Raw genomic sequence first — 18,620 nt, 5'->3', positions numbered from 1 at the left:
CCTGAGGGGCAATAGGGACGGACGTTGCAGGCATGGCCATGCCGGGAGGCTGGTCCCGCCTGCCTCCCGGGCAAGGGCTGCGGCGGGACTTATTCCCGGGCGAGGAAGGCGGCGAAGAAGTAGCGGCTGATGCGTTCTTCCAGCAGGGCCTGGATGGCCCCTTCGTCGAGGCGCGACAGTTCGGCATGGAGGGGCGCCGCCACCGGGGCGAAAGCGGCCACCAGCCGGGGATCGAAGTGGCTGCCCGCATCCTTGTGCAGGATGGCCAGGGCCGCTTCGCAAGTCATGGGTTCCTTGTAGGGGCGGCGGGAGGTGAGGGCGTCGAAGACGTCCACCACCGCGAAAATGCGGGCGTTGAGGGGGATCTCCTCGCCCTTCAGCCCTTGCAGGTAGCCGCTGCCGTCGTACTTCTCGTGATGGAACTGCACCACCTCCCGGGCCGCCTGCAGCCAGGGGGAGGGGGCGATGATGTGTACGCCGAGGGAGACGTGGGTCTGCATGATGCGGAATTCCTCCGCATCCAGCTTGCCCGGCTTGAGCAGGATGTTGTCGCTGATGCCGATCTTGCCCACGTCGTGCAGGAAGGCGCCGATGATGAGGGCCCGCATGGCGTCGCCCTCCACCCCCGTGACCTCGCCCAGGCGGCAGGCGTAGAGCGCCACCCGGTAGTTGTGGATGCTGGTGTCCGAATCCCGCTGGGCGATGGCGGCGCCCAGGACCGAGGCCATTTCCAGGTTGCCCCGCAGCACCTCCCGGGAGAAGCGCAGCACGTTGCGGTTGAGGGAAATGATCACCGGGTACAGCACCACCGTGGTGATGAGGGCTGCGGCCAGCACCAGGCCCAGGATCAGGTTGAGGTCCCGGCGCAGGCGGGCCTCCTCCTCCGGCGAGACCAGGAACACGCCTTCGAAGTAGCCGGCGATGTTGCGCTCCCGGTCCAGGATCGGCACCAGCACCTGCACCACCGTGTTGTTGAGGATGGTGTATTTCTCGTAATGGTGTTTGCCGTCCATGGGGAAGGCGTGGGTGCTGCCCTTGAGCCCGGCCTCGATGTCCTGGTGGGCCGGATTGACCGCCTCCACCACCTTGCGCCGTTCCCGGTCGTACAGCTCGATCACCACGAAATGGTCGCGGACGAAGCCCAGGGCCCGTTGCCGCAGGAAATCCAGCTGCTGGGCCGACATTTCCGCCGCCTCCAGCTCGGCCGCCTGGAAGCGGGCCGATTCGGCCTGGGCCAGGGCCACCACCGCATCGTCGATGCGCTCCGTCGCCACATACCAGGCGCTGCCGCCCAGGAGCAGGGAAACCAGGGCCCAGGCGAGCAGCAGGCGGCCGAGAACGGTGTGGTGGATATTGGTCATGGCGCCAATATTAAGGCCAATCGGGGCCATTCGCACCGCCGGGGAGCGGCGGTATAGTGACGCACCCCCAGCAGAATACAAAAGGAGACAAAAAATGACCCATGCCATCCGCTTTTACCGCACCGGCGGCCCCGAAGTGCTGCAGTGGGAAGAGGCCGGCGTCGGCGAGCCCGGCCCCGGCGAAGTCCGGGTGCGCCATGCCGCCGTCGGTCTCAATTTCATCGACACCTACCATCGCAGCGGCCTCTATCCCGTGCCCCTGCCCTCCGGCATCGGCCTCGAAGGCGCCGGCACGGTGGAAGCCCTGGGCCCCGGTGTCGCCCACCTGCAGGTGGGCGACCGGGTGGCCTACGCCGGCGGCCCCCTGGGGGCCTACAGCGAGGCCCGCCTGATTCCCGCCGACCGCCTCATCCGCTTGCCGGACAGCCTCTCCTTCGAGACCGGCGCCGCCATGATGCTGCAGGGCCTCACTGCCGCCTACCTGCTGCGTCGCACCTACCGGGTGCAGAAAGGCGACACCGTGCTGATCCACGCCGCCGCCGGCGGCGTCGGCCTCATCGCCTGCCAGTGGGCCAAGGCCCTGGGGGCCACCGTCATCGGCACCGTCTCCACCGAGGCCAAGGCCGAGCTGGCCCGGGCCCATGGCTGCGACCACCCCATCCTCTACACTCGGGAGGACTTCGCCCGGCGGGTGCGGGACATCACCGGCGGTGAAGGCGTGCCGGTGGTCTACGATGGCATCGGCAAGGACACCTTCACCGGCTCCCTGGACAGCCTGCGCCCCCTGGGCACCATGGTCAGCTTCGGCAACGCCTCCGGCCCGGTGGGTCTGATCGATCCCCTGCTGCTGTCCCAGAAGGGCTCCCTCTTCTTCACCCGGCCCACCCTGATGCACTACACCGCCCGCCGCGCCGACCTGGAGGCCCTGGCGACGGAGCTGCTGGGCGTGGTCACCAGCGGCCAGGTGAAGATCGAGGTGCACCAGCGCTTCCCCCTGCAGCAGGCCGCTGCCGCCCACATCGCCCTGGAAGGCCGGCAAACCACCGGCTCCACGGTGCTGCTGCCTTAAACGGAAAGGTCGTCCATGGGCGCCAAAGTTCGCAACAGCCTGCTCTCCCTGCGGGACCTCCTGGCCACGGCCTGGCCCATCGTGCTGGTGGTGGCCCTGGGTTTCGTCGTCGCCGTCCAGTTCATCCAGCCGGCGCCGCCGCGGCACGTGGTCATGTCCGCCGGGGCCGACAGCGGCGCCTACTACGCCTTCGGCAAGAAGTATGCGGAAATCCTGGCGCGTAACGGCATCACCCTGGAGGTGCGCACCTCCAACGGTTCCGCCGAGAACCTGCAGCGCCTGCTGGACAAGGACAGCGACGTGGAGATCGCCCTGGTCCAGGGCGGCGTCGAGGCGCCCCGGCCGGACTACCTGGAGGAGGACGAGGCCCTGCCCCTGTCCTCCCTGGGCAGCATGTACTACGAGCCGGTGTGGGTCTTCTACCGCAGCGAGCGGGAACTGGAGCGCCTGCACCAGCTGGCCGGCAAGCGCATCGCCGTCGGCGCCGAGGGCAGCGGCATCCGGGGCCTGGCCCTGCAACTGCTGGCGGCCAACGAGGTGCCGGTGGACGGCAAGCATCTGCTGTCCCTGGGCGGCCTCAAGGCGGCCGAAGAACTGCAGCAGGGCCGCCTCGATGCCGCCTTCGTCATCGCCGCGCCGGAGGCGCCGGTGGTACAGGTGCTGCTGCGCTCCCCCGGCATCAAGGTGATGAACTTCGCCCAGGCCGAGGCCTACACCCGGCGCTTCCCTTACCTGTCGAAGATCGTCCTGCCGGAAGGGGCGGTGGACCTGGTGCGCAACTTCCCGCCCCACGACACCACGCTGCTGGCGGCCACCGCCAATCTGGTGGTGCATGACAGCCTGCATCCGGCCATCCAGTCCCTGCTGTTGCAGGCGGCCAGCGAAGTGCACGGCAAGGCCGGCTTCTTCCAGCGCCGCGGCGACTTCCCGGCGGTACGGGACCAGAGCCTGCCGGTGGCCGACACGGCGGAGCGCTACTACAAGTCCGGCCCGCCGCTGCTGCAGCGCTATCTGCCCTTCTGGGCGGCGATCCTGGTGGACCGGCTGGTGGTGCTGCTGTTGCCCATCTTCGCCCTGCTGCTGCCCCTGCTCAAGGTGGCGCCCTCCATCTACAGCTGGCGCATCCGTTCCAAGATTTTCCGCTGCTACGGCGACCTCAAGTTCCTCGAGAACGAGCTGAAGGAAAGCTACGACCCGGGCCGCAAGCTGGAGTACCTGGACCGCCTCGACCGTATCGAGGACGAGGCCTATCGGCGTAATATCCCCCTGGCCTATTCGGACCTGCTCTATACCCTGCGGGAACACATCGAACTGGTGCGCCACACCCTGGAGCGGCTGGCGCGACATGCAAACGTGGAGGAAACCCCCTAGATGAAGGCTTACCTGATCGCCAACCCCAAGGGCGGCGCCGGCAAGAGCACCCTGGCCACCAACCTGGCCGGCTATCTGGCCCAGTCCGGCAAGCCCGTGATGCTGGGCGACCTGGATCGGCAGCAGTCCTCCCGGGAGTGGCTGGCCCTGCGCCCCGGCTTTTTGCCCGCCATCCGCAGCTGGGAACTGAAGCACGACGAGCCGGCCCGGCCGCCCAAGGGCACTACCCATGCGGTACTGGATACGCCTGCCGGCTTCCACGGCAAGGCCCTGGACCGCACCCTGAAACAGGTCACCCACGTGCTGGTGCCGGTGCAGCCCTCCCTCTTCGACATCCTGGCGGCGCGCCACTTCCTCGACACCCTGCTGGCCGAGAAGGCCGTGCGCAAGGGGGAGCTGCAGGTGGCGGTGGTGGGCATGCGGGTGGATGCCCGGACCCGGGCGGCGGGGGAGCTGGAGCGCTTCTTCGCCGCCTACGACCTGCCCATCCTCGCCTATCTGCGGGACACCCAGCTCTACGTCCAGGCGGCGGCCCAGGGGGCCACCCTGTTCGACCTGACCCCGGCCCGGGCCGAGAAGGACCTGGAGCAGTGGCGCAGCATCATCGACTGGGTGGATGCCTGAGGCTCCCGTCCGTCTAGCTAGGACATAAAAAAAGCCGCCGGATCACCGGCGGCTTTTTTGCGGGCGATGCCCGGGCTTACTTGTGGCTCTGCAGGAAGCGGTCCATGGTGGTGTCGGCCACGCTGAACCAGGCGTTCTGGGTACGGCGGTACTTGTCGTACTCGGTCCACACCTTCTTGAAGGCCGGGTTCTTCGCCGATTCCTCGGTGTACAGGTCCATGGCGGCCTTGTAGGCGGCTTCCAGCACCGCATCCGGATACTTCTGCAGCTTCACGCCCTGGGACAGCAGGCGGGAGAGGGCGGTGGGGTTCTTGTGGTCGTACTCGGCCAGCATGGTGACGTTGGCCTCGTAGGCGGCAGCCTGGAAGGCCTCCTGGTATTCCTTGGGCAGCTTGTCCCATTCCTTCTTGTTCACGAAGAAGTGGATGGTGGGGCCCGGTTCCCACCAGCCCGGGTAGTAGTAGTTCTTGGCGACCTTGAAGAAGCCCAGCTTTTCGTCGTCGTAGGGGCCGACCCATTCGGCGGCGTCGATGGTGCCCTTTTCCAGGGCGGGATAGATGTCGCTGCCGGCGATCTGCTGGGGCACGGCGCCGAGGCGTTCGAAGACGGCGCCGCCGAGGCCGGCGATGCGCATCTTGAGGCCCTTGACGTCGTCCAGGGTCTTGATTTCCTTGCGGAACCAGCCGCCCATCTGGGTCCCGGTGTTGCCGCCGGCGAAGGACACCACGTTGTAGTTGGCGTAGAACTCGTCCAGCAGCTTCTGGCCGCCGCCGTAGTAGATCCAGGCGTTCATCTGGCGCGGGTTCATGCCGAAGGGCACGGAGGTGCCGAAGCCGAAGGTCTTGTCCTTGCCCACGTAGTAGTAGGAACAGGTGTGGCACATCTCGACGGTGCCCTGCTGCACGGCGTCCAGGGCCTGCAGGCCGGGGACGATCTCGCCGCCGGCAAAGACGCGGATGTCGAACTTGCCGCCGGTCATGGCGCGCAGGCGGTTGGCCAGCACGTCGGCGCCGCCGTAGATGGTGTCGAGACTCTTGGGGAAGCTGGAGGTCAGGCGCCACTTGATGGTGGGCTGGGATTGGGCGATGGCGGGAGCCGCGACGGTGGTGGCCACGCCGGCACCGGCAGCGACGCCGGCATTTTTCAGGAATTTGCGACGATCCATGGTTTGTCTCCTTATTTTTGTTGCCTAACTGATGTTGCGAAAGCCGGGCGGCTGAACCTCACCGCTGCCAGCGATGAAAACAGCAAAGGGGATACATGTGCAAATGCCCCAACCGTCGTGTCGATGGCTGGGGCACTCCTGTTACTGCGTCGAGCTTACCTTACTTGTGGGTCTGCAGGAACCGGTCCATGGTGGTGTCGGCCACGCTGAACCAGGCGTTCTGGGTCTTCCGGTACTTGTCGTACTCGGTGTAGATCTTCTTGAAGGCCGGGTTCTTGGCAGATTCTTCGGCGTAGATTTCCATGGCGGCCTTGTAGGCGGCGTTCATGATCTCGTCGGAGTACTTCTGCAGCTTCACGCCCTGGGACAGCAGGCGGGAGAGGGCCGGCGGGTTCTTGTGGTCGTACTCGGCCAGCATGGTGACGTTGGCCTCGTAGGCGGCGGCCTGGAAGGCCTCCTGGTATTCCTTGGGCAGCTTGTCCCATTCCTTCTTGTTCACATAGAAGGAGAAGGCGGGACCCGGCTCCCACCAGCCCGGGTAGTAGTAGTTCTTGGCGACCTTGAAGAAGCCCAGCTTCTCGTCATCGTAGGGGCCAACCCATTCGGCGGCGTCGATGGTGCCCTTTTCCAGGGCGGGATAGATGTCGCCACCGGCGATCTGCTGGGGCACGGCGCCGAGGCGCTCGAAGACGGTGCCGCCGAGGCCGGCGACGCGCATCTTGAGGCCCTTGATGTCGCCCAGATTCTTGATTTCCTTGCGGAACCAGCCGCCCATCTGGGTCCCGCTGTTGCCGCCCATGAAGGAGACGATGTTGTAGTTGGCGTAGAACTCGTCCAGCAGCTTCTGGCCGCCGCCGTAGTACACCCAGGCGTTCATCTGGCGGGCGTTCATGCCGAAGGGGATGGAGCAGCCCAGGGCGAAGGTCTTGTCCTTGCCCACGTAGTAGTAGGGGGCGGTGTGACAGCACTCGACGGTGCCCTGCTGCACGGCGTCCAGGGCCTGCAGGCCGGGGACGATTTCACCGCCGGCGAAGACGCGGATGTCGAACTTGCCGTTGGTCATGGCGCGCAGGCGGTTGGCCAGAACTTCGGCGCCACCGTAGAGGGTGTCCAGGCTCTTGGGGAAGCTGGAGGTCAGACGCCACTTGATGGTGGGCTGGGTTTGGGCGATTGCGGGTGCAGATACGGTAGTGGCAGCAGCGCCGGCAGCAATGCCGACACCAGCTTTTTTGAGAAAGGAACGACGTTCCATTTTGTCTCCTCCAGGGATTGTTCGGTGTGTTGCAGCCGACGCATTATAGCGACGGCCCGAAGCGGTCCGGCAATAGGGATTACCCTAATCCGGACCGGCTGGAAGAGCTTGCTGGAAGCGGCTTTCGCCCGGGGTCAGGCGCCCGCGACGGTCATCCGCTGGATGAGAATGGAACCCGTCTGCTTGGAGCCGCGCACCACCACGTCGTTGCCGACCCCGGCGATGTTCATGAACATCTCCTTGAGGTTGCCGGCGATGGTGATTTCCTCCACCGGATAGGCAATTTCGCCGTTCTCGATCCAGTAGCCGGCGGCCCCCCGGGAGTAGTCCCCATTGACGTAGTTCACCCCCTGGCCCAGCAGCTCGGTGACCAGCAGGCCGCGCTTTACCTGGCGGATGAGGCCGGCCAGGTCTTCCCGGCCCGGCTCCAGCACCAGGTTGTGGCAGCCGCCGGCGTTGCCGGTGGTGGTCATGCCCAGCTTGCGGGCGGTATAGACGCTGAGGAAGTAGCCGTTGAGCACACCGTCGCTCACCACCTGGCGCGAGCGGGTGGCGACGCCGTCGTTGTCGAAGGGGCCGGAGGCCAGGCCCTTGGGCAGGTCGGGGCGCTCGCTGATGTTGATGCCGGGGGCGAAGATGCGCTTGCCCAGGCTGTCCACCAGGAAGCTGGCCTTGCGGTAGAGGCTGCCGCCGCTGGCGGCATAGACGAAGTTGCCGAGCAGGCCGCTGGCGATGGGGGCCTCGAAGATCACCGGCACCTCGCAGGTCTTCACCTTGCGCCCGCCCAGGCGGGACAGGGCGCGGCGGGCGGCGTAGTCGCCGATGCTCTCGGGGGCGGGGAAGTCCGCCGGGTCCCGGTGGGTGGAATACCAGTCGTCCCGCTGCATTTCCGCATTGCGCCCCTTCTTGCCGGCGATGACGGAGCAGGCGATGTAATGGCGGGAGCTGGGGTAGCCGCCGGCAAAGCCCAGGCTGTTGGCGGTGGCGAACTGGCCTTCCTGCAGGGAGACGGTGGCGCCCTCGGAGTTTTTCACCAGGGGACTGACGGCGAAGGCCGCATCCTCGCAGCGGCGGGCCAGGTCGATGGCGCCCTCCACGCTCAGCTGCCAGGGATAGTAAAGCTGGGGATCCTGCCACTGTTTGGCCAGCAGGGCCTTTTCCGGCAGGCCGGCGCAGGGGTCCTCGGCGGTGTAGCGGGCGATGGCCAGGGCCGCATCCACGGTCTGGGCCAGGGCCTGGCGGGAAAAGTCGCTGGTGGAGGCGTAGCCCTTGCGCTGGCCCAGGTACACCGTGACGCCGATGCCCTTGTCCCGGTTGTATTCGATGGTTTCCACCTCGCCCTGGCGGACGCTGACCGACTGGCCGAAGCCCTCGGAGACATCCACTTCGGCTGCGGAGGCGCCGCCCCGGGTGGCCAGGGCCACGGTGTCCCGGGCCAGTTGCAGCAGGTCGGCCTGGGGCAGGGAGAAGCGGCCGGAAGTGGCTGCAGCGGTGGTGCGGGAGGGCTTGGGGAGAGCTTTCTTGGCCATGAACAGCGAGACAGAGGGGTAAAATCGCTATCATAGCAGCCCCCACCGCCCACCCCTGCCGAGAAGTACAAGGAATCATGGAAGAACTGGACCCCCTGGACGGCGAGCCCGTCAGCAAGACAAAACGCAAACAAGCCATGCAGGACAAGCAGGACCTGGGACGCTCCCTGGTGGAACTGCCGCCGGACCGTCTCAAGCGCCTGCTGGGCAAGGTTGAACTGTCCGAGACCCTCAGCGGCGCCCTGCTCGAATACCAGCGCCTGCCCAAGCGGGAGGCCCAGCGCCGGCAGCTGCAGTACATCGGCAAGCTGATGCGGGACGTGGACCCGGAGCCGATCCAGGCCGCCCTGGACGTGGTCAATGGCGCCTCCGCCGCGGAGAACGCCAAGCTGCATCGGCGCGAGCGTCTGCGCACCCTGCTCCTGGAAAACGAGGCCGTGGCCCTGGCCGACATCGCCGCCCACTGGCCCCAGGCCGATCTCACCCACCTGCGCCAGCTGCGCCGCAGCGCCCTCAAGGAACAGGAACAGAACAAGCCGCCGAAGAGCTACCGCGCCATCTTCCAGGTGCTGAAGGAACTGGAGGAGGGCGGCGCTGCCGCAGCCACCGGGGATGATGCCGGGGAGGAAGCATGAGCGAAGGGCCCCTGCGCGTCGGCCTGGTCTCCATCAGCGACCGGGCATCCAGCGGCGTCTATGAGGACAAGGGTCTGCCGGCCCTGCGCCAGTGGCTGGACGGGGTGCTGCTGACCCCCTGGGAGGAGGAGTCGCGCCTCATCGCCGACGACCAGCCGGGCATCGAAGCTACCCTCATGGAACTGGTGGACGATGAAGGCTGCCATCTGGTGCTGACCACCGGCGGCACCGGTCCGGCGCCCCGGGATGTGACGCCGGAAGCCACCCTGGCGGTGGCGGACAAGGTCATGCCCGGTTTCGGCGAGCAGATGCGGCAGATCGGCCTGCAGTTCGTGCCGACCGCCATTCTCTCGCGCCAGGTGGGGGTGATCCGCAAGCAGGCCCTGATCCTCAATCTGCCGGGCCAGCCCAAGTCCATTCAGGAAACCCTGGAAGGGGTGAAGGACGGGGAGGGCAAGGTGCTGGTGCCCGGCATCTTCGCTGCCGTGCCCTACTGCCTGGACCTCATCGGCGGGCCCTATGTGGAAACCCGGGAATCCGTGGTGGCGGCCTTTCGTCCCAAGTCGGCACGGCGTCCGCCGGCCGCCTGAGTCGGCCTTCAGTTGTCGCTGCGCAGTTCCCGGTAGCGGGCGATTTCGTAATCGCTGCCGCTTTCCTGGATGTCCATGGGGGTCAGTAGCAGGTGCCGGCCTTCGGCTTCGCACTCCAGGTTTTCCCGCACGTCGAAGCTGGCCGGCGGCATTACCACCCGCACTTCCCCTTCTTCCATGCCGTCCCGCAGCAGCATGCCCGGAATGCCCGCCGCCAGGGCGTAGGCCGAGGTGCTGCGGGGCCGCAGCTCCACCGCCAGGGCCTGGCGCGCCAGGGTCTGGATGCCGACCGCGGCCTGGGTATCTGATTCCCGGCCGTAGCGCCGCACCACGCCGAGCAGCCAGTTGCTGCCGCCTTCCGGCTGCATGGCCAGGAGGGCGCCGATGCGCAGCCAGTCGCCGCGCAGGTTCGGCACCAGGGCGCCGAAGCCGCCCAGGCTGACGTTGTCGGCGATCCAGCTTTCCGCCGCTCCGTCCCCGTCCGGCTTGCCGGAAAAGACCTGGAAGGCCGCCTCGAAACCGTTGACCACGGTGAGCAGGGATTTCACCTGGTGCCGCCGGTGTTCCCGCAGGGGCGGGGTCGGCGCCCAGTGCATGGCCAGATGGTGCAGCACCGGCAGGATCATGCGGGCCGGATACTGCCCCCCCAGATTCACCTCTTCCGGCACGGTGCCCAACTCGACGCTGCGGATCAGTTCGGCCAGGGTCTGGGGTGCGTTGCCCGGGGCGAAGAAGCGCAGGGTCGGCGCCGCCTGGGGCTCCCGGGTGAGGCGCACGGGCGGCAGGGGCTGGGCCGGGTCGATCCAGTACACGCTTTCGGGACCGGAGCGGCTGCCGAACACGAACTGGGGCAGGCAATGGCCGATCAGCCTTTCCGCCAGTTCGATCTCCGCGGGCAGCAGGCTGTCCATGGAGGAGGCGTGGAACATGAGCACCTTCAGGTATTCCAGGGTGGCGGAGGAGGAACTGCTCTGCCCCGGATAGAGCAGCAGCAGGCGCCCGGCGACGCCTTCGCTTTCTGCCGCCAGATAGGCCTGGCCCAGGCGCAGCCAGATGCCGCCTTCCACCGGGCCGTAGTGGTACTGGCGCCACTTCAGCTGGTTGCCGTAGGCCAGGATGAGGCGGGCGTGGATCAGGGACAGGTGGGGCTTGAGGGCGTCGGCCCCCTTCTCCTTGCCGCGGTAGCGCGCCAGGGATTGTTCGTAGAGCCGTGCCAGCAGGTCCCAGAAGGCGGTGCTGGCGGTCCACAGGCGCCGCTCCTCGGTCTTGGATAGGCGGGGGGAGTGCAGGTAGTCCCGGGTCAGGCGGCGCAGGTGGGGCTGGGCCGCTTCGTCCAGCTGGCGCACGGTGTCGAACAGTTGCTCGGGCTTGAAGCCTTCGGCGCTGAGCAGGGACTCGAACCAGGCCAGCACCTCGTCCACCGCCTTGAAGGCATTGTCCAGGGGCAGTTCGGCGATGGCGCGGCGCAGTTCCTTGGCGTCGGCCAGGGGGTGCTCCGGCTTGGCGGAAAAGAGGCTCAGAATCACGATGTTCCCCGTTGAAGTCGTTCCAGCGATATTGGCGGTCCTGTCGCCGCCTCCATGGACGGGTCCGCCTGTGCCGGCAGCTCCGGAGCCAAGCTTACGTCATTTTCCCCATGCTGCGAACTGTCCCCCAGGCGTTGGCGGCGGCGGGGTCTCCGTCAACGGCCCCGCCCGTCGCCGCCATGGGCGGGACGGGGGCAAACGGCTACAATGCCAGCGATAAAAAAGTAGCGGAGCCCCTCTCCATGCAGCAGTACCACGACCTCATGCGCCACGTGCTCGAGCACGGCCACGTCAAGACCGACCGCACCGGCACTGGCACCCGTTCCGTCTTCGGCTGGCAGATGCGTTTCAACCTGGCGGACGGCTTCCCCGTCATGACCACCAAGAAGCTGCACCTGCGTTCCATCATCCACGAACTGCTGTGGTTCCTGCAGGGCGACACCAACATCCGCTACCTCAAGGACAACGGTGTCTCCATTTGGGACGAGTGGGCCGACGCCAACGGCGACCTGGGGCCGGTGTACGGCAAGCAGTGGCGCCGCTGGGAGACGCCGGACGGGCGTCTCATCGACCAGGTGGGCCAGCTGGTGGAAAACCTGAAGAAGAACCCGGATTCCCGCCGCCACGTGGTTTCCGCCTGGAACCCGGGGGACGTGGATTCCATGGCTCTGCCGCCCTGCCACTGCCTGTTCCAGTTCTACGTGGCCGACGGCAAGCTGTCCTGCCAGCTGTACCAGCGCAGTGCCGACATCTTCCTCGGCGTGCCCTTCAACATTGCCTCCTACGCCCTGCTCACCCACATGATCGCCCAGGTCTGCGGCTACCAGGTCGGCGACTTCGTGCACACCCTGGGCGATGCCCACCTCTATAGCAATCACCTGGACCAGGCGCGCCTGCAGCTGTCCCGGGATTTCCGTCCCCTGCCCAAGCTGGTGCTCAATCCCGAGGTGAAGGACCTGTTCGCCTTCCGCTTCGAGGACATCGCCCTGGAAGGCTACGATCCCCATCCTTCCATCGCCGCGCCCATCGCCGTCTGACCGGAAATACCGCCCATGCCCATGGACATCACCCGCACCGCGCCCTGGCAGGCCCTCCTGGCCCACCGGGAGCAGCTTCGTTCGCACCACCTGCGGGAGTTGTTCGCCCGGGAACCGGCCCGCTTCGAGAAGCTTTCCTTCCGCCTCGGCGATTTTCTCGCCGATTTTTCCAAGCAGCGCATCACTCCCGAAACCCTGGGTCTGCTCACCGACCTGGCCCGGGCGGCGGATGTGGAAGGCTGGCGCGATCGCATGTTCGCCGGCGAGCGCATCAACGTCAGCGAACAGCGGGCGGTGCTGCATCCGGCCCTGCGCTTCCTTGGCACCGGCCCCTTCCCCAGCGCGGCCAAGGACGTCATGCCCGAGGTGCGGGCGGTGCGGGCCCAGATGCGGCAGTTTTCCGAGCGGGTGCGCAGCGGCCTGTGGCGCGGTTACTCCGGCGAGGCCATCCGCCATGTGGTGAACCTGGGCATCGGCGGTTCCGACCTGGGGCCCAAGATGGCGGCCCGGGCCCTGTCGGCCTACGACCATCCGGCCCTGCACGTGCATTTCGTCTCCAACCTGGACGGGGCCCAACTGGCGCCCCTGCTGGAGACCCTGGACCCCCGCACCACCCTTTTCATCGTCGCCAGCAAGACCTTCACCACCCAGGAAACCCTGCGCAACGCCGAGACGGCCCGGGACTGGCTGCTGGCGGCGGCCGGTCCGGAGAACGAGGCGGCGGCCCTGGCCCGGCACTTCGTGGCGGTGACGGCGGCACCGGCCGAGGCGGGTCTGTTCGGCATCGGCCACGACAACATCTTCACCATGTGGGACTGGGTCGGCGGCCGCTATTCCCTGTGGTCCGCGGTGGGCCTGGCCCTGGCTCTGGCCATCGGCATGACCCAGTTCGAGCGGCTCCTGGCCGGGGCCCAGGCCCTGGACCAGCATTTCCTCAAGGCGCCCCTGGAGCAGAACCTGCCGGTGCTGATGGGCCTGCTGGGCATCTGGAACACCAACTTCCTCGGCGCCGAAACCCTGGCCATCCTGCCCTACAACGAGTCCCTGCGCACCCTGCCCGGCTACCTGCAGCAGCTGGAGATGGAGAGCAACGGCAAGATGGTGACCCGCAGCGGCAAGCCTCTGTCCTGCCATCCCAATCCCATCGTCTGGGGCGAGATCGGCATCAACGGCCAGCATGCCTTCTTCCAGCTGCTGCACCAGGGCGGCTGGCTTATTCCCAGCGACTTCATCGTCGCCGCCACCAGCGACTATCCCCTGCCGGGCCACAACGGTCCCCTGCTGGCCAACTGCCTGGCCCAGAGCTCGGCCCTGGCTTTCGGTCGCAGCGAGCAGGAGGCCCGGGCCGAGCTGGAGCTGGAGGGCTGGGCCGAGGCGGAGATCGCCGCGGTCCTGCCCTACAAGGTGTTTGCCGGCAACCAGCCGTCCACCACCCTGATGCTGCCCCGCCTGGACCCCTACCACCTGGGGCTGCTGATCGCCCTCTACGAGCACAAGGTGTTCGTCCAGGGGGTGGTGTGGGGCATCAATTCCTTCGACCAATGGGGGGTGGAGCTGGGCAAGAAGCTCGCCGGCCGCCTCCTGCCCGCCCTGGAAGGCACGCCCGACGAGGGGCTGGACGCCTCCACCCGGGGCCTCATTGCCTACTGCCGTCGCCATGGCCAACTCTGAACCGACCACTTCCTCCGAGGCTCCCCAGCTCGTCGCCCTGATCGTGGCGGTGGGGGCCAACCGGGCCATCGGCCTGGACAACCAGCTGCTCTGGCGCCTGCCGGAGGACATGGCCTATTTCAAGGCCACCACCCAGGGGCGCCCGGTGATCATGGGGCGCAAGACTTGGGAATCCCTGCCGGAGAAGTTCCGTCCCCTGCCGGGGCGGCGCAATGTGGTGGTCAGCCGCAACCGGGACTACCTGGCGCCCGGCGCCATCCTCGCCCATTCCCTGGAAGAGGCCCTGGCCGCCGCCGGCGGCGGCGAGGTCTTCGTCATGGGCGGCGCCGATCTCTACGCCCAGGCCCTGCCCCTGGCCCGGCGCCTCTATCTCACCGAGGTCCGGGATGAACCCCGGGCCGACGCCTTCTTCCCCGCCCTGGAGGCGGATGCCTGGGAGGAGCGTTCGCGCCGTCCCGGCAGCCCCCCTGCCGGCGCCCCGGCCTACGATTTCGTGGTCTGGGAACGCCGTCCCCGCTGATCCAGCCTGTACCTCAGTAGCGGCCGCCCGTTGGGGCAGTGGACGGCCCGCCGTTGACCGGCGGCTGCTGGCCGCCGGGAATGCCGCTGCCTCGTCGTTCGCCGCTGGCGGCAAAACCGCTGTCACCACTGCCTCCGGCCGGCCCGCTGCCGGGCAAGGGCGGCGGCGTGCCGTTGCGGACGGGCCGGCTGTGGCCGTCGTTGACCCGGGCGCTTTCCCCCGCGTCCAGCAGCAGGCAGCCGCCCTCGTTGCACACTTCAATCTGGCCGCTGTAGGTGGTGGCCCCCAGGCCCCCATCCGTCGCGTATTCCAGGCCGTAGTCGGTGCCCCGGATGCCGATGGTGGCCACCGTGGTCTGCATGCGGTAATCCTCCCGCCGAGCCTTGCCGATGAGGCCGGTGATGGTGCGCAGGCCGCCCTGCAGCAGACTGAAGAAGCCCCGGGCCGGCTGGGGGGTGGTGGCGGCAAACTGGTAGTCGTCGATGCGGAACAGGCTGCCGGGATTGAGGGAGAGCTGGCTGCCATCGGAAAAGCGCAACTGCAGCCGGCCGCCGGGGCCGGTGCGGATGCTGTCGCCAGGCCCCACTTCACTGCCGCGGACGAGTTGGCGCGGCGGCTGGTCCGGCAGGCTGGCCGTGGCCTCGCCGACGACAAAGGCGACCCGGGCGGCGGCTTCTGCCCCCAGCACCGCCGCCGGACTGCCCGCCAGCAGCAGGCCCAGCAGCCAGACGGCAAACAGGTTTCTGCTCATGCTGTCTTTTCCTCATCTTCAGTTACGGTCCCTCCTTCCACTGCGCAGGAGGCCGGGGCCAGACCGGCCCGGTGATGTTGCCAGATTCTGGCGTAGGCCTGTTCCAGCTGGCGCACCCGGCGCCGGGTACCGAGGGGCCCATCCATCGCGCAGCCCCGATGGATGTCGGCGGCCAGGGCCTGTCGCCAGGCCTCGTCCCGGCCCAGGCGGATGGCGGTGGCCACATAGGCCTCGGCACTTTCCGCCGCCAGCTGGGGCAGGCCCAGGGCCCGTACCAGGCTGCCGCCCACCCGGGCCTGGAAGCCTTCCCCCTGCAGGGACAGCACGGGCGTGCCCATCCCCAGGGCGTCGGCGCCGGTGCCGTGGCCGTGGTAGAGGGGCGTGTCGAGCACGGCATGGACGTGGCGGTAGCGGGCCAGATAACGGGGCCGGGTGGTGCCCGGGGAAAAGTGCAGCCGGGTCGCCCCGATGCCGGCCTCGGCGGCCCTCCGGGTGAGCGCCGCGGCCACGGCCGGTGTCTCGGCGTGGAGCCACAGCACGGCTTCGGGCACCGCCGCCAGGACGGCCTGCCACAGGGCCATGGCCTGGGCATCCACCTTCCAGGTCTGGTTGAAACAGGCGAATACCACCGGGGCGGCGGGAGCGCCCAGCTCGGCCGCCTCCAGCAAGGGAACGGCGGGTGCCTCGCTGTCCAGCAGGAAGAAACTGTCCGGCAGCCGGATCAGGGCCTCGGCCCAGTGGGCCTCGCTGCCCGGCGGGCAGACGTGCCGGTCCACCAGGGCGTAGTCGGCCAGGCCCCTGCCGAGGGTGCCCGGGTAGCCCTGGTACAGCACCTTGAGTGGGCTGCCGGGGCGCCGCGCCAGGCGGGGGCGGCCGCCCCGGGTGTAGCCGGCCAGGTCCACCAGGATCTGGATGCCGTCCCGGGCCATCCGCTGCTCCAGGTCTCCGTCGCTGAGTCCATAAACTTCGGTGAAGGCATCCGCCTCCCGGCGCAATTGGCGGCGCACTTCGCTGCCGTCGTCCCGGGAGTCGGCATAGAGGGTGATGTGGCAGCGACGGCGGTCATGGTGCCGGCAGAAGGAGCGCAGGCAATGGCCCATGGCGTGGTCGCCGAAGTCCGGCGACAGGTAGGCGATGCGCAGGGTGCCGTCATGGCGGGCCCGGGGCTGGGGCAGGGTGGTGGCCGGAGGCATTGCCGCCAGCAGGGCGTCGGCCCAGCGGTCGGCCAGACGGCGCCGGACAGCCGGTGCCAGGGGGGCGGAGAAGAGGGCGAAGGCGCTGTGCCAGTCCGTCGCTGTGGGCGCCAGGGGATAGGCGGCGCTTTCCCGGGCGAAGGCTTGCCGCTGTGCCCACTCTCCCTGGCCCGCCTGCTGGCGGTGGTAACCGGTAAAACACTGCAGCGGGCTGGGCAGGGGGCCGGGGCCGAAGACCTGGCCGGTGAGCGGGTTGGTCCAGTGGCGGCGCTCCCCGGGAGCCCGCTCCCAGGCTTCGCCCAGGGCCGTCCGGGCCGGCTCCCAGCGGGCCTGGGCGGCCAGGGCCATGCCCCACAGCAATTGCAGGCGGGCATCCGTGGCGCCGGCCAGCAGGGCCTCGGCCTCCGGGGCTCGGCCGGCTGCCAGCAGTATTTCCCCTTGCAGTTGCCGCAGGGTCCGGTGCTCATCCGCCGGCTCGGGTGTCAGGGTTCGCAGGAGCGCCAGGGCGTCTTCCGTCTGCCCCATGCGGGAGAGCAGGGTGGCGTGGCGCAGGCCGGCGGGGAAGGATAGGGCTGGCGTTGCCGCCGGAACCCGCCCATAGGCGGCGATGGCGCCGGCGTGGTCGCCGTCCATTTCCAGCAGGCGCCCCAGGTTGAGCAGGCATTCGCCGGCTGCCGGCCGGTACTCGAGGCACAGGCGCAGGACCTGGCAGGCCCGGGCATTGTTCCCCTGGAGGTGAAGGGTCGTGGCCAGGGCATTGGCGGCGTTGATATGGGCGGGATCCAGGGCCAGGCAGTGTTCCAGCGGCGCCACGGCCAGGCGGGGCTGGCCGGCTTGCAGCTGGCACACTCCCAGCAGGAAGGCGTGTTCGGCGGCATCCCCGGGCCGGGGCGGATTGGCCTGCAGCCACTCCCGGGCCGCCTGGGGCGCCCCCCGGGCCAGCAGGTCCCGGGCGGGAGTCAGGGCGCTGTCGTTCATGGGCCGGGGCCTGACGGCGTCCGCCCGACTACTTCTTGAAGACAGCGGCGCCGCTGATCTTGCCCAGGTCCGTACCGGGCAGGTTGTCCAGGAACTGGTAGGTCAGGCCGGCGTGGGAGGCGCCGCTGCCGGCAAAGAAGCCGCTGAGCTGGCCGTTGGTGCAGGCGCCGCCACAGATGAAGCCAGAGGAATTGAAAGCGCCGTAGGACCAGGAGGCGGTATCGGTGATGACGTAGGTCTTGCCGCCGATGGGCACCGTCATGTTGACCCCCACCTGGTAGGTGCTGAAATTCACCGAGAGCTGGCCGGTGACGGCCTGGGTGCCGACCACGCCGGTGGTGGAGGTGGGCATGGTGAAGCCCAGCATGTTGTAGGTGCTGGTGCCGGAGGAGGAAAACACCGGATCGTTGGTGGGGGTGGGTTTGCCCACCACGTAGTGGATGTCCTTCAGAGCCTGGTCACTCGGGCCGTCGCCGGTCAGGACGCCGCTGCTCCAGCGGCCCCAGCCGATGGTGCCGTCGGTGAAATAGAAGCCATTGCCCTGGGCGCTGTAGTTGAGGACGCCGACCGCAACGGTGCTGAGACTGCCGTCGCTGCCGAAACCGGCATTGGTGCCGCCGAAATAGGTGGTGTAGGGGCTGCCGGATTTGACGCCGGCCCAATGGAAGTCGTAGCCCTCGCCGCTGGGCAGCAGGGGGGAGTTGAGGGCGGGGGTGCCGTTGCCGGAACGCTGCTCACCGCTGGCGAAAAACACCTGGGGCGAGACGCTGGGCGGTGCCGGCGGCAGATTGGTACGGGCCTCGGTGCGGCTGGGCTGGGAGGTGGGGGTGGTGACCAGGGCCGATTCGCCGCTGGACAGCAGCAGGCAGCCGCCGCCGTTGCACACCATGACCTGGCCTTCGCCGGTGGAGACGGTGATGCCGTCGCCGTAGGTGATGGAGTACTCGGTGCCCCGGATGCCGATGGTGGCCACGTTGGTGGTGACCCGGTAGTTGTCCTTGTTGGTGCGCCCGATGAGGCCGGTGATGGTGCGCATGCCGCCCTTGAGCAGGCTGAAGAAGCCCTGCTCGCTGCCGTCCGCCTGGCCGGCGTAGCGGTAGCTGTCCACCCGGAAGTCGCTCTGGGGCTGCAGGGAAACCAGGGAGCCGTCGGAGAAGCGCAGCTGGGCGCGGCCATCCCGGGTGCTGACCGTTTCCCCGGGCTGGACTTCGGCGCCCTTGCTCAGGGGGCGGGTACTGCCGGCGGCGCCGAGGGCCACCACGTTGCCGACGGCGAAATCGACTCGGGCGGCGGCTGCGGCCGTGGCCAGGCCCGGGTAGGTGGCGGCCAGGGCCAGCAGCAGGGGGGG

Annotated in this window: 16 protein-coding genes; 8 read left to right on the top strand and 8 right to left on the bottom strand. The window is 68.3% G+C overall.

Annotation, left to right across the window (positions count from 1 at the left end):
• Positions 1-89: 89 nt before the first annotated feature.
• Entirely contained in the window at positions 90-1,391 is a 1,302-nt protein-coding gene (locus AC1RTA_RS06785; protein WP_492784318.1) for an HD-GYP domain-containing protein, read from the bottom strand.
• Between the two features lie 64 nt (positions 1,392-1,455).
• Between AC1RTA_RS06785 and AC1RTA_RS06780 the strand changes: the two genes are divergently transcribed.
• The 3 genes from AC1RTA_RS06780 to AC1RTA_RS06770 are packed head-to-tail and all read left to right on the top strand — an operon-like array spanning position 1,456 to position 4,425.
• Entirely contained in the window at positions 1,456-2,430 is a 975-nt protein-coding gene (locus AC1RTA_RS06780) for a quinone oxidoreductase family protein (protein WP_492784317.1), read from the top strand.
• A 15-nt stretch (positions 2,431-2,445) separates the two neighbouring features.
• A complete protein-coding gene (locus AC1RTA_RS06775; protein ID WP_014236331.1) occupies positions 2,446-3,801 on the top strand; it encodes a TAXI family TRAP transporter solute-binding subunit in 1,356 nt (451 codons plus the stop codon).
• Positions 3,802-4,425: a nucleotide-binding protein gene (locus AC1RTA_RS06770; RefSeq protein WP_014236332.1), complete on the top strand. Its 624-nt coding sequence runs from the start codon at positions 3,802-3,804 to the stop codon at positions 4,423-4,425. It abuts the gene before it with no gap.
• 76 nt (positions 4,426-4,501) lie between these two features.
• Here AC1RTA_RS06770 and AC1RTA_RS06765 read toward each other — a convergent pair whose 3' ends face one another.
• From AC1RTA_RS06765 to pmbA, 3 genes are all read right to left on the bottom strand, one after another.
• Positions 4,502-5,590 (bottom strand): TRAP transporter substrate-binding protein, encoded by a 1,089-nt coding sequence (locus AC1RTA_RS06765; RefSeq protein ID WP_014236333.1) that lies wholly within the window; start codon positions 5,588-5,590, stop codon positions 4,502-4,504.
• Between the two features lie 160 nt (positions 5,591-5,750).
• A complete protein-coding gene (locus tag AC1RTA_RS06760) occupies positions 5,751-6,842 on the bottom strand; it encodes a TRAP transporter substrate-binding protein (protein ID WP_014236334.1) in 1,092 nt (363 codons plus the stop codon).
• Between the two features lie 134 nt (positions 6,843-6,976).
• Positions 6,977-8,371 (bottom strand): metalloprotease PmbA, encoded by a 1,395-nt coding sequence (gene pmbA / locus AC1RTA_RS06755; RefSeq protein ID WP_014236335.1) that lies wholly within the window; start codon positions 8,369-8,371, stop codon positions 6,977-6,979.
• A gap of 77 nt (positions 8,372-8,448) precedes the next feature.
• Between pmbA and yjgA the strand changes: the two genes are divergently transcribed.
• Both yjgA and mog read left to right on the top strand, forming a co-directional pair.
• Positions 8,449-9,006, top strand: coding sequence for a ribosome biogenesis factor YjgA (yjgA, locus tag AC1RTA_RS06750; protein WP_492784316.1), 558 nt, complete (start codon positions 8,449-8,451; stop codon positions 9,004-9,006).
• Positions 9,003-9,596: a molybdopterin adenylyltransferase gene (gene mog, locus AC1RTA_RS06745; RefSeq protein WP_130459379.1), complete on the top strand. Its 594-nt coding sequence runs from the start codon at positions 9,003-9,005 to the stop codon at positions 9,594-9,596. The genes yjgA and mog overlap by 4 nt, the downstream gene beginning before the upstream one ends.
• A gap of 8 nt (positions 9,597-9,604) precedes the next feature.
• On the opposite strand, the gene AC1RTA_RS06740 is transcribed toward mog, so the two are convergent.
• Positions 9,605-11,122 carry a cyclic-di-GMP receptor FimW-related protein gene (locus AC1RTA_RS06740; protein ID WP_492784315.1) on the bottom strand — a complete coding sequence of 506 codons (1,518 nt, stop codon included), beginning with the start codon at positions 11,120-11,122 and terminating at the stop codon, positions 9,605-9,607.
• A 242-nt stretch (positions 11,123-11,364) separates the two neighbouring features.
• On the opposite strand from AC1RTA_RS06740, the gene AC1RTA_RS06735 reads away from it, so the two are divergent.
• The 3 genes from AC1RTA_RS06735 to AC1RTA_RS06725 are packed head-to-tail and all read left to right on the top strand — an operon-like array spanning position 11,365 to position 14,350.
• Complete coding sequence (locus AC1RTA_RS06735; RefSeq protein WP_014236339.1) at positions 11,365-12,159, top strand: thymidylate synthase; 795 nt, start codon at positions 11,365-11,367, stop codon at positions 12,157-12,159.
• A 15-nt stretch (positions 12,160-12,174) separates the two neighbouring features.
• Positions 12,175-13,830 (top strand): glucose-6-phosphate isomerase, encoded by a 1,656-nt coding sequence (pgi, locus tag AC1RTA_RS06730; RefSeq protein WP_014236340.1) that lies wholly within the window; start codon positions 12,175-12,177, stop codon positions 13,828-13,830.
• Complete coding sequence (locus AC1RTA_RS06725; RefSeq protein WP_014236341.1) at positions 13,817-14,350, top strand: dihydrofolate reductase; 534 nt, start codon at positions 13,817-13,819, stop codon at positions 14,348-14,350. The genes pgi and AC1RTA_RS06725 overlap by 14 nt, the downstream gene beginning before the upstream one ends.
• 13 nt (positions 14,351-14,363) lie before the next feature.
• Here the strand turns inward: AC1RTA_RS06725 and AC1RTA_RS06720 are convergent, their stop codons facing one another.
• The 3 genes from AC1RTA_RS06720 to AC1RTA_RS06710 all read right to left on the bottom strand — a co-directional run.
• A complete protein-coding gene (locus tag AC1RTA_RS06720) occupies positions 14,364-15,101 on the bottom strand; it encodes a FecR family protein (protein ID WP_492784314.1) in 738 nt (245 codons plus the stop codon).
• The gene (locus AC1RTA_RS06715; protein WP_492784313.1) at positions 15,098-17,272 is read right to left on the bottom strand and encodes an O-linked N-acetylglucosamine transferase, SPINDLY family protein; all 2,175 of its coding nucleotides are present in this window, start codon (positions 17,270-17,272) and stop codon (positions 15,098-15,100) included. Before AC1RTA_RS06715 ends, AC1RTA_RS06720 begins: the two co-directional genes overlap by 4 nt.
• Before the next feature lie 28 nt (positions 17,273-17,300).
• A partial coding sequence (locus AC1RTA_RS06710) for a FecR family protein (protein ID WP_492784312.1) occupies positions 17,301-18,620 on the bottom strand: 1,320 nt, incomplete at its 5' end.

This window comes from Azospira sp. MPR-E4 (assembly GCF_058809645.1).
Note: the sequence above shows the minus strand (reverse complement) of the source record. Positions and strands in the feature narration are given on the sequence as shown.